The organism is Nonomuraea sp. NPDC050478 (assembly GCF_044458265.1).
Classification (GTDB): domain Bacteria; phylum Actinomycetota; class Actinomycetes; order Streptosporangiales; family Streptosporangiaceae; genus Nonomuraea; species Nonomuraea ferruginea.
Window position 1 is genome coordinate 482,748 of the sequence record NZ_JBITHT010000003.1, and the last position, 13,668, is coordinate 496,415.

Sequence of the window (13,668 nt, forward strand, 5' to 3'; positions counted from 1 at the left end):
TCACATCCGGAAGACGCCGTAGCCGGCGGGTTCGAGCGGGGCGTTGGCCGCCGCGGACAGGGCCAGGCCGAGCACGGTGCGGGTGTCGACGGGGTCGATCACGCCGTCGTCCCACAGCCTGGCGGTGGAGTAGTACGGGTTGCCCTGGTGTTCGTACTGGGCCCGGATCGCCTCGGGGTCGGCCCCGCCCGCAGAGGAGCCCACCGTGGTGAGCACGTTCGCCGCCTGCTCACCGCCCATGACCGAGATGCGGGCGTTCGGCCACATCCACAGGAAGCGCGGCGCGTACGCCCGCCCGGCCATCGCGTAGTTGCCGGCCCCGAACGAGCCTCCGATGACCACCGTGAACTTGGGCACCCGGGCGCACGACACGGCCGTGACCATCTTGGCGCCGTGCTTGGCGATGCCGCCCGCCTCGTACGCCTTGCCGACCATGAACCCGCTGATGTTCTGCAGGAACAGCAGCGGGATCCGCCGCTGGTCGCACAGCTCGATGAAGTGCGCGCCCTTGAGGGCGGACTCGGCGAACAGGATGCCGTTGTTGGCCAGGATGCCCACCGGGTGGCCGTGGACATGGGCGAACCCGGTGACCAGCGTGGGCCCGTACTCGGCCTTGAACTCCAGGAACCGCGACCCGTCCACCAGCCGCGCGATCACCTCGCGCACCTCGTACGGCCGGCGCGTGTCGGCGGGGACGATCCCGTAGAGGTCGCGCGGATCGTGGGCGGGCGGCTCCGGCGCGGCCACCGGCCACGGGCGCGGGGCGCGCGGCGCGAGCGTGGAGACGATGTCGCGGACGATCGCCAGCGCGTGCGCGTCGTCCTCGGCGAGGTGGTCGGTGACGCCGCTGACGCGCGCGTGCAGGTCGCCGCCGCCGAGCTCCTCGGCCGTGACCTCCTCGCCGGTGGCCGCCTTCACCAGAGGCGGGCCGCCCAGGAAGATCGTGCCCTGGTTCCGTACGATGACGGCCTCGTCGCTCATGGCGGGCACGTACGCGCCGCCCGCGGTGCAGGAGCCGAGCACGGCGGCGATCTGCGGGATGCCCCGCGCGGACATCGTGGCCTGGTTGTAGAAGATGCGGCCGAAGTGCTCGCGGTCCGGGAACACCTCGTCCTGTTTCGGCAGGAACGCGCCGCCGGAGTCGACGAGGTAGACGCACGGCAGGTGGTTGTGCAGCGCCACCTCCTGCGCGCGCAGGTGCTTCTTGACGGTCATGGGGTAGTAGGTGCCGCCCTTGACGGTGGCGTCGTTGGCCACGACCACGCACTCGCGGCCGGAGACCCGGCCGACGCCGGTGATGATGCCGGCGGCGGGCGCCTGGTCGTCGTAGAGACCGTTCGCGGCCAGCGGCGACAGCTCCAGGAACCGCGAGCCCGGGTCGAGCAGGCCGTCGACGCGCTCACGGGGCAGCAGCTTGCCGCGCTCGACGTGGCGGCTGCGCGACCGTTCGGGCCCGCCGAGCGCGGCGGTGGCGAGGCGGTCGCGGAGCTCTGCGGCGAGCCGCTCGTTGAGCTCGGCGTTGCTCCTGTACGCCTCGCTCCCGGGGTCGGCGGCCGACTTGAGTATCGGCCAGTCGCTCATCTCTGCCCTCTCGTCATGGTCGTGATGTTAGTGGCCATTAACTCAACCGTCTAGCATGATGTGACTGTGACGACTGCCCCGACACCTACCCGCAATCGCGGCAACAGGCGTGCCGAGATCCTTGACGCCGCCGCGAGGCTGTTCGCGGCGCGCGGTTTCCATGGCGTGCCGATCGAGGACATCGGCGGCGCGGTGGGCGTCTCGGGGCCGGCGCTCTACCGCCACTTCAGCGGCAAGGAGGCGCTGCTGGCGGAGCTGCTGCTCGACATCAGCTCGCGGCTGCGCGAGTCGGCGGTCGCGGTCGTCACGGCCTCCGCCGGCCCGGCCGAGATCCTGGACGCGCTGCTCGACGCGCACATCACGTTCGCGCTCGAGCAGCCGGCGCTGATCACCGTGCACGACCGCGAGCTGGGCAACGTGCCGGAGCCGGAGCGGCGCCAGATCCGGCGGCTGCAGCGGCTCTACGTCGAGGAGTGGGTGGGGGTGCTGGCCGAGCTCCACCCGTCGTGCCCGGCGTCCCGGCTGCGGGCCGCCACGCACGCGGTCTTCGGCCTGCTGAACTCGACGCCGCACAGCGCGGGCGAGCTCGCGCCCGGGGCGATGCGCCCGCTGCTGCACGCCATGGCCGGGGCTGCGCTCCGGGCAGCTGTTAACGAGCGCTAACACAGACGAGAGTCGCCAGAAAGGGCATTGCCGCCTCAACTATCTAGATATATCGTCAGAACATCTCGATAGTTGGGAGATGTGATGATTGATCCACATGGACGACACGGATTCCCGCACCCGCCGATGCCGCCGCCCCCGCCGGGCACCCCCGGCATGGAGGCGGGGCCGCGGGTGCGGCGCGGCGACGTCCGGGCGGCACTGCTCCTGCTGCTCGGCGAGGAGCCCAAGAACGGCTACCAGATGATCCAGGACATCGAGGCGCGCAGCCGCGGCGTGTGGCGGCCCAGCCCCGGCTCGGTCTACCCCGCGCTCCAGCAGTTGGAGGACGAGTGCCTGGTCACCGGCGGCGAGGCCGGCGGCAGCCGCACCTACCGCCTGACGGAGGAGGGCCGCGACGAGGCGGGACGCCTGAGCGCCGCCCCCGCGCCGTGGGACGAGGTGGCGAGCACCGTGCCGGAGGACCGGCACGAGCTGCGCCTGCTGTGGGGGCAGCTCGGCGAGGCGTTCGTCCACCTGACGAGGACGGCCAACGACCGCCAGGTCGCCGAGGCCAAGAAGCTGCTCAGGCAGACGCGCAAGTCCGTGTTCCAGATTCTGGCGGAGGATTGATGAGCGAGGACGCGGCCGTCGTCGTACGAGGGCTGACCAAGACGTACGGGAAGGTCGAGGCCGTCAAGGGCGTCGACTTCGAGGTGTCGCCGGGCGAGGTCTTCGGATTCCTCGGCCCCAACGGCGCCGGCAAGACCACCACGATCAGCATGCTCTGCACGCTCGCGAACCCGACGGGCGGCACCGCCTCCGTCGCCGGCCACGACGTGGTCAGGGAGCGCGACGAGGTGCGCAGGAACATCGGCCTGGTCTTCCAGGACCCCACCCTCGACGGCTACCTGACCGCCGAGCAGAACCTGCGCTTCCACGCCGAGCTGTACGGGGTGCACAAGAGCGTGGTCGACGAGCGGATCAAACGCGTCATGGAGATGGTGGCGCTCTGGGACCGCAAGGACGCCAAGGTGATGACGTTCTCCGGCGGCATGAAGCGGCGGCTGGAGATCGCCCGCGGCCTGCTCCACTCGCCGCGGGTGCTGTTCCTGGACGAGCCGACGGTCGGGCTCGACCCGCAGACCCGGTCGGCCATCTGGGGCTACATCAACGAGCTGCGGGTCAGCGAGGACATCACGATCTTCATGACCACCCACTACATGGACGAGGCCGAGTACTGCGACCGGATCGCGATCATCGACCACGGCGAGATCGTGGTGATCGACTCTCCCGAGCGGCTCAAGGCCAGCGTCGGCAAGGACCGGGTGCAGATCCACACCCGTGACGACGAGGCCGCGATCAAGGCGCTGCATGAGCGGTTCGGGCTGGAGGCGGCGGTGCACGAGGGGGCGGTGACGTTCGCCGTGGCCTCGGGCGAGGAGTTCGTGCCGCGGCTGTTCGCCGAGCTCGGCATGCCGATCACGTCGGTGAGCGTGTCGCGGCCGTCGCTGGACGACGTGTTCATGAACTACACCGGCTCCACGATCCGCGACGCCGAGTCCGGAGACGACCAGATGGCCTTCATGCGCGCGATGGCGAGGCGGTGAACGATGACGACACAGGCGATCCGCGTGCGGGTGCCGGCCCGCAGCGCCGCGCACGACCTGCGGGCCATCAAGGTGGTCCTGCACCGTGAGATGCTGCGCTTCCTCAACGACCGCACCCGCATGCTCTCGATGCTGCTGCAGCCGGTGCTGTGGCTGTTCGTCATGGGCACCGGCCTGGGGTCGCTGGTCCAGGCGTCGATCCCGGGCGTGGACTTCCGCACCTTCATGTATCCCGGCATGATCTCCATGACGGTGATCATGACGGGCATGTTCTCGGCGGGGTCCATCGTGTGGGACCGCGAGTTCGGGTTCCTGCGCGAGATGCTGGTCGCGCCGGTGTCGCGCACGGCCATCGTCGTGGGCAAGTGTCTCGGCGGCGCGATCGTGGCCACGGGCCAGGGCATCGTCATCCTGGCCATGGCGGGGATGGTGGGGGTGCCGTACTCGCCCACGCTGATGCTCACGCTGCTGGCGGAGATGTTCCTGGCGGCCTTCACGATCACCGCCTTCGGGGTGATGCTGGCGGCGCGGATGAAGAACATGCAGTCGTTCTTCGGGCTCATGCAGATGGCGATCATGCCGATGATGTTCCTGTCGGGTGCCATGTTCCCGCTGGCCAACCTGCCGTCGTGGCTGCACGCCCTGACGGTGGTCAACCCCATGACGTACGCGGTCGACCCGATGCGCCAGGCCGTCTTCTCCCACCTGGACGTGCCGCCGGAGGTGAACGCGACCCTGAACCCGGGGGTGCAGTGGTTCGGCTGGCAGGTGCCCGTGCCGGTGGAGCTCGGGCTGGTGGCGGCGCTGGGGCTGGGGCTGCTGGCGGTGGGCATCGCCCAGTTCAAGCGGGCCGACTAGCCGGGGCGGCCCTCTCGGGTTCGAACACAAGCACCCTTCACGGAGAGTATTCTTTTCGATGCAAGGAGCGACGTCGCCCCCTCGAGAGGATCACTCCATGTTGGATCTGCAGGCGAAATTCGATGACCTGGAAATCAGGTTCTCGGCTCTCGAACGGTCTACAGTGAGCGGTGTGCCCAACCTGAGCATCGAACAGCGCTTCTCCGCCCTGCACGACCGTGTCGACGACGTCGGGCGCAACGTTCTCAACAAGATCGACAAGCTGGACAAGCGCATGGACAAGTTCGACCAGCGCATGGACGGGTTCGAACGACGTATGGACGGGTTCGAGCGGCGTCTCGACGACCTCCAGCAAGACGTCAACCTGCTCAAGCAGGACGTGAGCCAGCTCAAGCAGGACGTCGGCGAGCTCAAGCTGGGCATGGTCGACATCATGTCCATGCTCGCGAGCCTGGGGGCGACCGCGCCGGAGCGACGGGTCAACTGAGGACATGGTGAGGCCCGGGGCGCTGATGCGGCGCCCCGGGCCTCGTCGATGTCAGCGCCGCACGCGGACGTAGTCGGAGCGACTGGTGTCGCCGTTCGTCCTGTCGTCGCCCTCGTAGACGAAACGCCAGCGGCCGGAGGTCCAGGCGCGGACCTCGGTGAACAGCCTGCCGCTGTCGCTGGACCAGGCGGACTTCACGAGCCTGTACTCGTCGGACCGGTTGGACTTGAAGTACAGGTCCACCTTGCCCTTGTAGCCCTTCCAGGTGCCGTCGTCGTCGACCTGGAGCTGGGCCCAGATCTTCAGGTCACGGCCGCGCTTGACCGGCTCGGGGTAGGCGTTGAAGCCGAGGACCCGGGTGTCGGCCTTCTCGACCGGCTCGGTGACCCGCACGAAGTCGGGGCCGCTGACCGAGCCGTCGACCCGGCGGTCGCCCGCGTACACCGCGCGCCACCAGCCGCTCTGCTCGGCGGTGGTGGAGGCGTGGAAGCGGCCGTGCCGGCTGGTGCGGTCGCCGGTGACGTCCGTCCACTGGCGGGAGGTCACGGCCCTGAACTGGATGGTCACGCGCTCACCGCGCAGCGCCCGCCGGTCGTCGGCCTGCAGGGTGCCCTTGAAGCGCAGCTTGTCGCCCTTGACGACGGGCTCCGAGTAGGCGTCGAAGCCGACGATCCTGGTGTCGATGGTCCGGGAGCGGACGCGGACGCCGTCGCTGTCGCTGACCGACGCCTTGGCCTCGGCGTTGCCGGCGAACTCGGCCCGCCACTCGCCGCTGCGCCACGGCTTCACGCTCGCGGAGAACCAGCCGTTGCGGCTGGTCTTGTCCGTGGTGACCTTGCGGAAGTCGTCGGAGCCGCGGGAGCGGAAGCTGATCGCGACCTCCTGGCCGCCGTAGCCCTGGTCGCCGGCCCTGAGCTGGCCGGAGAGCCGGACCCGGTCGCCCTTCGTGACCCTGTCGGGGTTGGCGTCGAACCTGACGATCTTGGTCTCGAGCGCCTTCTTGACGTCGAACGTGCCCTTCAGCTGGCCCGTCTCGTCACCCTTGACGGCGGTGGCGGTGTAGTTCCACGTGCCCACCGTGCCGACGGAGTGCTCGACCTGGAAGGTGTCCGTCCCGACTTTCTTGGCCTCGATGATCGGCTGGGTGCTGACACCCGGCGGAGTGAAGACCATGGTGGCCTTTTCGGCGTCCTTCGCCTGGATCGTGAAGGTCACCTTGGCGGTGCTTTCGAAGAGCACGACCGGGGATGCCGGGTTGAGCGTCACCTTGGTGACGGCCGGCGCTGCTGCAGTGCTGACCTGCGCTGACGCGGGTGGCGTAAGGACCAGCGCACCGGCCCCCACCGCCATCGCGACGGCGATCGTACGGATGCGTTGTAACGACATTCGGGTTCCTTTCCTGGATACCCAGTTGGTTTCAACGCGGCTTTGAGGGCGCCACGTGTCAAACCAGTAGACGTGGTGGCGAATGGCGAAGTTCACCATTCTGACAAGCTGTTATAGATCTATGTCAAAAGGACCGGTCCAACACATGTCGCCCGTGACTGGCAGACGAACACGGTGCTCAGCGGCCATAATCGGCATGTGGCGCGCGACATGGTTGAGACTCATTTCGTCCAGGCAGTGGAGACCCTCCAGACGGGCCCGGCCCGCGGTCCCGGCGATCCGGTGCGGGAGGGCGCCACGCTCACCGGAGAGCAGTGCCGGACGCTCTACCAGCGCCAGCTCGACAGCCGGCTGCTCGACATCGCCGCCCGCTGGCTGCGCGAGCAGGACGAGGGCTTCTACACGATCGGCTCGGCCGGTCACGAGGGCAACGCGGCCGTGGCCGCCGCGCTGCGCCCGGACGACCCCGCGCTGCTCCACTACCGCTCCGGCGCGTTCTACCTGACCAGGTCCGAGCAGGCCGGGCGGCTGCCCGAACAGGGCATCAGGGACGTCCTGATGGGCCTGACGGCGGCCGCCGAGGAGCCGATCGCGGGCGGCAGGCACAAGGTGTTCGGCCATCCCGAGCTGGCCGTCATCCCCCAGACGTCCACGATCGCCAGCCACCTGCCGAGGGCGGTGGGCGTGGCGTTCGCCATCGAGCGGGCCCGCGCGCTCGACACGGCGGGCCTGTGGCCCGACGACGCGATCGCCGTGTGCAGTTTCGGCGACGCCTCGGTCAACCACGCCACGGCCCTGTCGGGCTTCAACACCGCCGCCTACGCCACCTACCAGGGGCAGCGGGTGCCGATCCTGTTCGTGTGCGAGGACAACGGCATCGGCATCAGCGTCAGGACCCCCAGAGGCTGGGTGGAGGCGTCCGCCAGGCGGCCCGGCATCGAGTACTTCGCGGCCGACGGCTGTGACCTGGCTTCCGCGTACGACACGGCGGTGCGGGCGGTGGAGCACGTGCGCTCCCACCGCACCCCCGCGTTCCTGCATCTGTCGACGGTGCGGCTGATGGGGCACGCCGGCTCCGACGTCGAGTCCGCGTACCGCACCCAGCGCGAGCTCCGCGCCGACCTGGCGCGCGACCCGCTGCTGCGCACCGCGCGGCTGCTCGTCGAGGCGGGCCTGACCACACCGGAGGAGCTGCTCAGACGGTACGAGCTCGCCCGCGAGCACGTGCTGCGCATCGCGCTGGAGACCACCCGGCTGCCCCGGCTCCGCTCGGCGAAGGAGGTCATGGAGCCGATCGCGCCGCACGACGCCGACCTGGTCGCCAAGATCAGCCCGGTGGCGGCGGAGAGCGCGGTGCGGGAGCGGACGTTCGCCGGGACGCTGCCGGAGTCGGAGAAGCCGCTGACGCTCTCGCAGTCGATCAACCGCACGCTCGCCGACGCGCTCGCGGTCTACCCGGAGATGATGGTCTTCGGCGAGGACGTCGCCAAGAAGGGCGGCGTCTACGGGGTGACCCGCGGGCTGCAGAAGAGGTTCGGCCCCGCCCGGGTGTTCGACACCCATCTGGACGAGCAGGCCATCCTCGGGCTGGCCCTGGGCGCGGGGGTGTCCAGGCTGCTGCCGGTGCCGGAGATCCAGTATCTGGCCTACCTGCACAACGCGATCGACCAGATCAGGGGCGAGGCCGCCACGCTGTCGTTCTTCTCGCAGGGCGCCTACCCGAACCCGATGGTGGTGCGGATCGCGGGCTACGCCTACCAGAAGGGGTTCGGCGGGCACTTCCACAACGACAACGCGATCGCGGCGCTGCGCGACATCCCCGGCCTGATCATCGCCTCGCCGTCCCGGCCCGACGACGCCTCCGCCATGCTCCGCACGTGCCTGGCGGCCGCGCGCACGCAGGGGTCGGTGTGCGTGTTCCTGGAGCCGATCGCGCTCTACCACACCAGAGACCTGTTCGAGGAGGGCGACGGCGGCTGGCTGTCCCCGTACGCCCCGCCGTCGCGCTGGGCGGAGACGCACGTGCCGATCGGCGGCGCCCGCTCCTACGGCGACGGGCGCGACCTGACGATCGTGACGTTCGGCAACGGGGTGCGGATGAGCCTGCGGGCGGCGGTGCGGCTCACCCAGGAGGGCTTCAGCTGCCGGGTGCTGGACCTGCGCTGGCTGGCGCCGCTGCCGGTGGCCGACCTGCTGCGCGCGGCGGAGCTGACGGGCAAGGTGCTGATCGCGGACGAGACGCGCCACTCGGGCGGCGTGTCCGAGGGCGTCATGGCCGAGCTGCTCGACGCCGGCTACCAGGGTCAGGTGGCCCGGGTGACCTCGGCCGACAGCTTCGTCCCGCTGGGCGGGGCGGCCGACCACGTGCTGCTGTCGGAGGAGGAGATCGAGCAGGCCGCCCGCAAGCTGCTCTCCTGACCTGGCCCTGCGCTACAGCCAGCCGCGCCGTTTGAAGATCACGTACAGGATGACGCACACCCCCGCCATGAGGGAGATCGCGAACGGGTAGCCCAGGGCCCAGTGATACTCGGGCATGTGGTCGAAGTTCATCCCGTAGATGCCGCCCACCACGGTCGGCGCGAAGAGGATGGCCGCCCAGGCGGAGATCTTCTTGACCTCCTCGCCCTGCTGGATGCTGACCTCGGTCATCCTGGCCATCTCGGCGTTCTGCGCCTGGGTGACCAGGGTGGAGTTGACCACCAGGATGTCCTGGAGCTGCTGGCGGAAGGAGGCCACCCGCTCGTTGACCGTGATGGCGTGGTCGGCCACGTCGCGCAGGTAGCTCTGCAGCTCCTCGTCGACGCCGTACTTGTCGGCGCCGGCGATGAACCCGTCGATCAGCCGCACCAGCGGCGCGGTGGCCCGCTGGAACTCGATCACCTCGCGCGACAGCTCGTAGACGCGGCGGGACACGGCCGGGTCGCCGCCGAACACCTGGACCTCGATCTCCTCGATGTCCTCCTGCAGCCCTTTCACGACCGGCGCGTAGTCGTCGACCACCGCGTCCAGGATCGCGTACAGCACCGCCTGCGGGCCCTTGCGCAGCAGGTCGGGCTCTGACTCCATACGCCTGCGCACCACCTGAAGGTCGGGCGCCTCGGAGTGGCGGACGGTCAGCACGAAGTCGGGGCCGACGAACACGTTCAGCTCGCCGAAGGCCACCTCCTCCACCTCGTCCCGGTAGGTGGCCGCGCGCAGCACCACGAACAGGGTCTCGCCGTAGCGGTCGGCCTTGGGCCGCTGGGAGCCGACGATGGCGTCCTCGACGGCCAGCTCGTGCAGCTGGAACTCCTCCGCGAGCTTGACCAGCTCCCACTCCTTCGGCCGGTACAGGCCGATCCAGGCGAGCGCGCCAGGTTTGTCCTTCAGGCACTGGAAGGCGTCGGCCAGCGAACCGGGGTTGTCGACGGCGCGGCCGTCCTGGTAGATCGTGTTGTTGATGACCGTCGGACGGTAGGGCTGATCCTCGCTGGGCCGGGGGTCCATCGACTTCTCGGGAGCCGGCTCGCGTGTCAGCCTGCCGCGCCGGCGCCCTCTCGCCCTGGTCATGCCACCTCCTGTGTGTCGCTCCCCGTGTCGCCCCCCGTGTCGCTCCTAGGTCGCGAAGTCGTCGAGCTGTGCCATGGCGCGCTCGCGGATCATCTGCCGCCATCTCGGCGTCCACCCGAACAACAACCCGTGCGGGCGGCCCAGCGCCATCTTGGACCAGCGTTTGAAGTCGAACTCCTCGTGGTGCCTGATGATCAGGTCGTCCTCGAACCGGAACATCGCCTCTATCTCGTTGACCACCTGCCGGCCCGTGCTGGGCATGCGGTAGCGGGCCGTCCAGCGGGCGGTGCCGGAGAAGTCGTCGGCCGTCGCCCCGTGGAACTCGGCCTTCATGCCGACGCCCCGGCTGAGCTGGAGCCGCCACATCGCCATCACCCTGTCGCGGCCCTCCAGCTCCTGGAAGACGGGATCGCCGAAGCTGACCTCGGGGTGGTAACAGCTCTCCATGGCCGCCGCATCAGCACGGCCGAGTGCCTCGTAGAAGGCGCTTATCAGCGCCACGTGCCGATCGTTCACTCTGCTATCGAATCATGGTCAGGCCGTTGTCCCAGCACACGGCCCTGAGCCAGTCGTCGCCGAGGCCGAGCCGGTCGAGGGCGTGCAGCTGGTGTGCGTACGGGTGGGGGATCGTCGGGAAGTCACTGCCGAGGACCACCTTCCCCGCCAGCCCGAGTTCACGCAGGGCGGGACGGAGCCGGGCGGGAAAGGGCATGCCGAGCTCGGCGAAGTCGGTGAAAGCCATCGTGGTGTCCAGCGCCACCCGCTCGTAGCGCTCGGCCAGCGCGAAGAACGGATCGTACTCCGGCATGCCGAGATGGGCGATGATCACGCGCAGCCGGGGATGTGCGCGCAGCACCTCGCCGATCGGCTCGGCGCCGACGTACCCGCCGGGCACGGGCACCGAGCTGGCGTGCACCACCACGGGGACGCCGGCCTCGGCCAGCAGCCCCCAGATGCCGTCCAGCTCGGGCAGGCGCGGGTCGAAGTCGCCCACCTGGAGGTGCACCTTGAAGATCTTGGCCCCCTGGTCGAGGGCCTGCCGGACGTAGGCGGGGGCGGCGGGCTCGGGATAGAAGGTGGCCGAGGGCAGGCAGCCGGGCGTGCGGCCGGCGAAGCCGAGTGTCCAGGCGTTGAGGTCGGCCGCCATGCCGGGCTTGTGCGCGTACGCGAGCGCGGGGAAGGCCGTCACCCCCAGCTCCCGCAGCCGGGTCACGCGATCGGCGACCGGCCACTCGTACTCGATCTTCCAGCCGCTGCCCATGAGGGGGCCGCCGTGGTGGAAATGGTGCCAGACCCGGCGCTCCATCCGCTCGGGCAGGAAATGCACGTGCAGGTCCACCAGGCCGGGCAGTCCGAGCGCCGCCCACCAGGCGCGCACCCCTTCATCAGAATCAAGTTCTGTGGCCACGACCGTGACTTTACCCGGATAGGGTTCCTAATCGATGGACAAGCTCTGGGCTCAGCTGATCGAGGCGCAACCTGACCCCGACCCCTGGGTCGTGGTCGTCTCCGCGCTGGTCGCGCTGGCGATCGTCACCTTCACCGTGCCCTGGCAGCTCACCAGAGGGCTGATCACGATCGCCCACGAGGGCGGCCACGCCGTCATGGCGTTGCTCACCCGGCGCAAGCTGGAGGGCATCCGGCTGCACTCCGACACCTCGGGCGTGACGCTGACCAGGGGCAGGCCCACCGGGCCCGGCATGGTGCTGACCGCGCTGGCGGGCTACCTGGCGCCGTCGCTGCTCGGGCTGGCCGCCGCCTGGCTGACCGACCAGGGTCACATCACGCTGCTGATCTGGGGGATGCTGCTCTTCCTGGTGTGCATGCTCCTGCTGATCCGCAACCTGTACGGCGCGCTCATCCTGCTGGCGTCGGGCGGGGCGGTGTTCGCGCTGTCGATGTACGCGCCCGGCGAGGTGCAGCAGATCGTGGCTTTCCTGGTGGTGTGGTTCCTGCTGTTCGGCGGCGTCCGGCCGATCCTGGAGCTGCAGCGCAAGCGGCGCAGGCGCCAGGCGCGCGACTCCGACGCCGACCAGCTGGCCCGGCTGACCCTCCTGCCCGGCGGGTTCTACGTGTTCTTCTTCCTGCTGGTGGCGGGGGCGTCCGTGGTCGGGGGCGCCTACCTGATGAACCCGCTCGCGTAAGTAAGCCGGTCAGACCACGTCCCGGGTGGACAGCTCGAACGGCCCGGTGTCGATCCCCCAGCTGCGGACGCGGCGCGCACGGATACGGATCCAGGCCGGGTCGAACGGCATGTTCGCGCCGATGCGCTCGCCCAGCTCGGCGCCGCCGGTGGTGTGCGTCTCCGCCAGCCCTCGGATCTCGATGCCGCGCGGCGTCCACGGGTCGACGGAGGCCAGGTCGTCCACGAGGAACGCCACGTCGGGATGCCGCCGCGCGTCGCGGAACTTCTTGCTCTCGGACATGCCGGTGCCGGCGTGCCCCCCGATCACGACGCAGCCGGACTCCGGGTCGTAGAAGACGCCCACGGTGACCAGGTGCGGCCGCCCGCCGGGGCCCACGGTGGCGAGGCGGCCCAGCAGCTGGCCGTTCAGGTAGGCGATCTCGTTGGTCGTCATGCTCATGCCCCGAGTCTCGGCCCTGCGCTCATGGGGAGGGAGACCACGTCAGGACTGGCCCTGTCAGGGCCACCCTCGTGTCCCTCAGGTCATGAAGCAGGACTGCGCCGGCGTGCTCGTCGAACGCGGGCGCGAGCCGTACCACCGGTTCAGGAGACGCCGCACGACGTCGCCGGCGCTCAGCCCGGGGGGAACTGACCCTCAACGCCGCGCACCCGCCCATCCTGCTCAGCTGATCGACCTGTCACCGAGGTCGGCTGTCATGGCCGCCTCCCGGCCGCGCTCGAACCCGGTCTCGTCGTAGAAGGAGGACCCGCCTGGCTTGGTGTCCCAGCGCTCGAACTCCGCGCGCACCGCCGCCTCGCGCCCGGCCAGCACCAGCTCCCCCGCGCCGCCGGAGACCTCGTCGGCGACCTCCCGCACCCGGGCCCGCATCTTGTCGGCCAGTCCCTTGCCGAAGCCGCGGTAGAAGCCCCGCTGGTACAGCGTCCGCTTGCGGCGCAGCTGCTGCGCGGGCAGGCCGGGGTGCCTGGCCCGCTCGGCCCGCCAGGCGAGACCGAATCGCAGCTCCATCTGGATCAGCACCGAGGGCAGCAGGATCTTCAGCGACTTCAGCACCTCCACGGGGCCGACGAGCCGCACGTGCGACACCCGGTCGCGCCGGCGTCCGCCCTCGTGGCAGCCCATGCAGCCGAGCGCGCTGATCACCAGCCAGACGGCCTCGGCCCGCTCGACGTGGTGACCGCCGCTGGTGTCGATCGGCAGCCGCCACGTGCCGACGGGGCTCGCGGCGTCGCGGCGCACGGTGTCCGCGTCCAGCCCCATCCGGTAAAGGATCTTGGCCGCCAGCGCGGCCGCGCTCTCGGCCTCCTCGCGGTCGGATCCCTTGCCCTCGGCGATGTCGAGCAGCGCCCGCACCTGGTCGACGCCCCAGCTCTTCCGTTCCCCCACGACCTCACACCCTCTCATCCCGCTC

Annotated in this window: 14 protein-coding genes; 7 read left to right on the plus strand and 7 right to left on the minus strand. The window is 70.0% G+C overall.

The window, feature by feature from the left end; all coding sequences use genetic code 11:
* Positions 1-1,581 (minus strand): carboxyl transferase domain-containing protein, encoded by a 1,581-nt coding sequence (locus tag ACIBF7_RS16690; protein ID WP_148030557.1) that lies wholly within the window; start codon positions 1,579-1,581, stop codon positions 1-3.
* 66 nt (positions 1,582-1,647) lie between these two features.
* Between ACIBF7_RS16690 and ACIBF7_RS16695 the strand changes: the two genes are divergently transcribed.
* The 5 genes from ACIBF7_RS16695 (at position 1,648) to ACIBF7_RS16715 (ending at position 5,178) form a co-directional block, all read left to right on the plus strand.
* Positions 1,648-2,244, plus strand: coding sequence for a TetR/AcrR family transcriptional regulator (locus tag ACIBF7_RS16695; RefSeq protein ID WP_397197487.1), 597 nt, complete (start codon positions 1,648-1,650; stop codon positions 2,242-2,244).
* A gap of 84 nt (positions 2,245-2,328) precedes the next feature.
* On the plus strand, positions 2,329-2,856 hold the full coding sequence (locus ACIBF7_RS16700; RefSeq protein ID WP_148030555.1) for a PadR family transcriptional regulator: 528 nt from the start codon (positions 2,329-2,331) through the stop codon (positions 2,854-2,856).
* On the plus strand, positions 2,856-3,833 hold the full coding sequence (locus ACIBF7_RS16705) for an ATP-binding cassette domain-containing protein (RefSeq protein WP_397197488.1): 978 nt from the start codon (positions 2,856-2,858) through the stop codon (positions 3,831-3,833). The genes ACIBF7_RS16700 and ACIBF7_RS16705 overlap by 1 nt, the downstream gene beginning before the upstream one ends.
* A gap of 3 nt (positions 3,834-3,836) precedes the next feature.
* Complete coding sequence (locus ACIBF7_RS16710; RefSeq protein ID WP_148030553.1) at positions 3,837-4,691, plus strand: ABC transporter permease; 855 nt, start codon at positions 3,837-3,839, stop codon at positions 4,689-4,691.
* Positions 4,692-4,863: 172 nt separating this feature from the next.
* On the plus strand, positions 4,864-5,178 hold the full coding sequence (locus tag ACIBF7_RS16715; RefSeq protein WP_271279049.1) for a hypothetical protein: 315 nt from the start codon (positions 4,864-4,866) through the stop codon (positions 5,176-5,178).
* Between the two features lie 51 nt (positions 5,179-5,229).
* On the opposite strand, the gene ACIBF7_RS16720 is transcribed toward ACIBF7_RS16715, so the two are convergent.
* Entirely contained in the window at positions 5,230-6,564 is a 1,335-nt protein-coding gene (locus tag ACIBF7_RS16720) for a hypothetical protein (protein ID WP_271279048.1), read from the minus strand.
* Between the two features lie 210 nt (positions 6,565-6,774).
* On the opposite strand from ACIBF7_RS16720, the gene ACIBF7_RS16725 reads away from it, so the two are divergent.
* Entirely contained in the window at positions 6,775-8,982 is a 2,208-nt protein-coding gene (locus ACIBF7_RS16725; protein WP_397197489.1) for a dehydrogenase E1 component subunit alpha/beta, read from the plus strand.
* A 12-nt stretch (positions 8,983-8,994) separates the two neighbouring features.
* Here the strand turns inward: ACIBF7_RS16725 and ACIBF7_RS16730 are convergent, their stop codons facing one another.
* The 3 genes from ACIBF7_RS16730 to ACIBF7_RS16740 are packed head-to-tail and all read right to left on the minus strand — an operon-like array spanning position 8,995 to position 11,521.
* Positions 8,995-10,113, minus strand: coding sequence for a magnesium and cobalt transport protein CorA (locus tag ACIBF7_RS16730; protein WP_364232551.1), 1,119 nt, complete (start codon positions 10,111-10,113; stop codon positions 8,995-8,997).
* 45 nt (positions 10,114-10,158) lie between these two features.
* Positions 10,159-10,614, minus strand: coding sequence for a nuclear transport factor 2 family protein (locus ACIBF7_RS16735; RefSeq protein WP_261808437.1), 456 nt, complete (start codon positions 10,612-10,614; stop codon positions 10,159-10,161).
* Between the two features lie 19 nt (positions 10,615-10,633).
* Positions 10,634-11,521, minus strand: coding sequence for an amidohydrolase family protein (locus ACIBF7_RS16740; RefSeq protein ID WP_364232554.1), 888 nt, complete (start codon positions 11,519-11,521; stop codon positions 10,634-10,636).
* A 34-nt stretch (positions 11,522-11,555) separates the two neighbouring features.
* Here ACIBF7_RS16740 and ACIBF7_RS16745 point away from each other — a divergent pair, with 34 nt between their 5' ends.
* Positions 11,556-12,257: a M50 family metallopeptidase gene (locus tag ACIBF7_RS16745; RefSeq protein WP_148030547.1), complete on the plus strand. Its 702-nt coding sequence runs from the start codon at positions 11,556-11,558 to the stop codon at positions 12,255-12,257.
* 9 nt (positions 12,258-12,266) lie between these two features.
* On the opposite strand, the gene ACIBF7_RS16750 is transcribed toward ACIBF7_RS16745, so the two are convergent.
* On the minus strand, positions 12,267-12,698 hold the full coding sequence (locus ACIBF7_RS16750) for a PPOX class F420-dependent oxidoreductase (protein WP_364232559.1): 432 nt from the start codon (positions 12,696-12,698) through the stop codon (positions 12,267-12,269).
* Between the two features lie 222 nt (positions 12,699-12,920).
* Positions 12,921-13,643 carry a hypothetical protein gene (locus ACIBF7_RS16755; protein WP_364232561.1) on the minus strand — a complete coding sequence of 241 codons (723 nt, stop codon included), beginning with the start codon at positions 13,641-13,643 and terminating at the stop codon, positions 12,921-12,923.
* Positions 13,644-13,668: the final 25 nt, after the last annotated feature.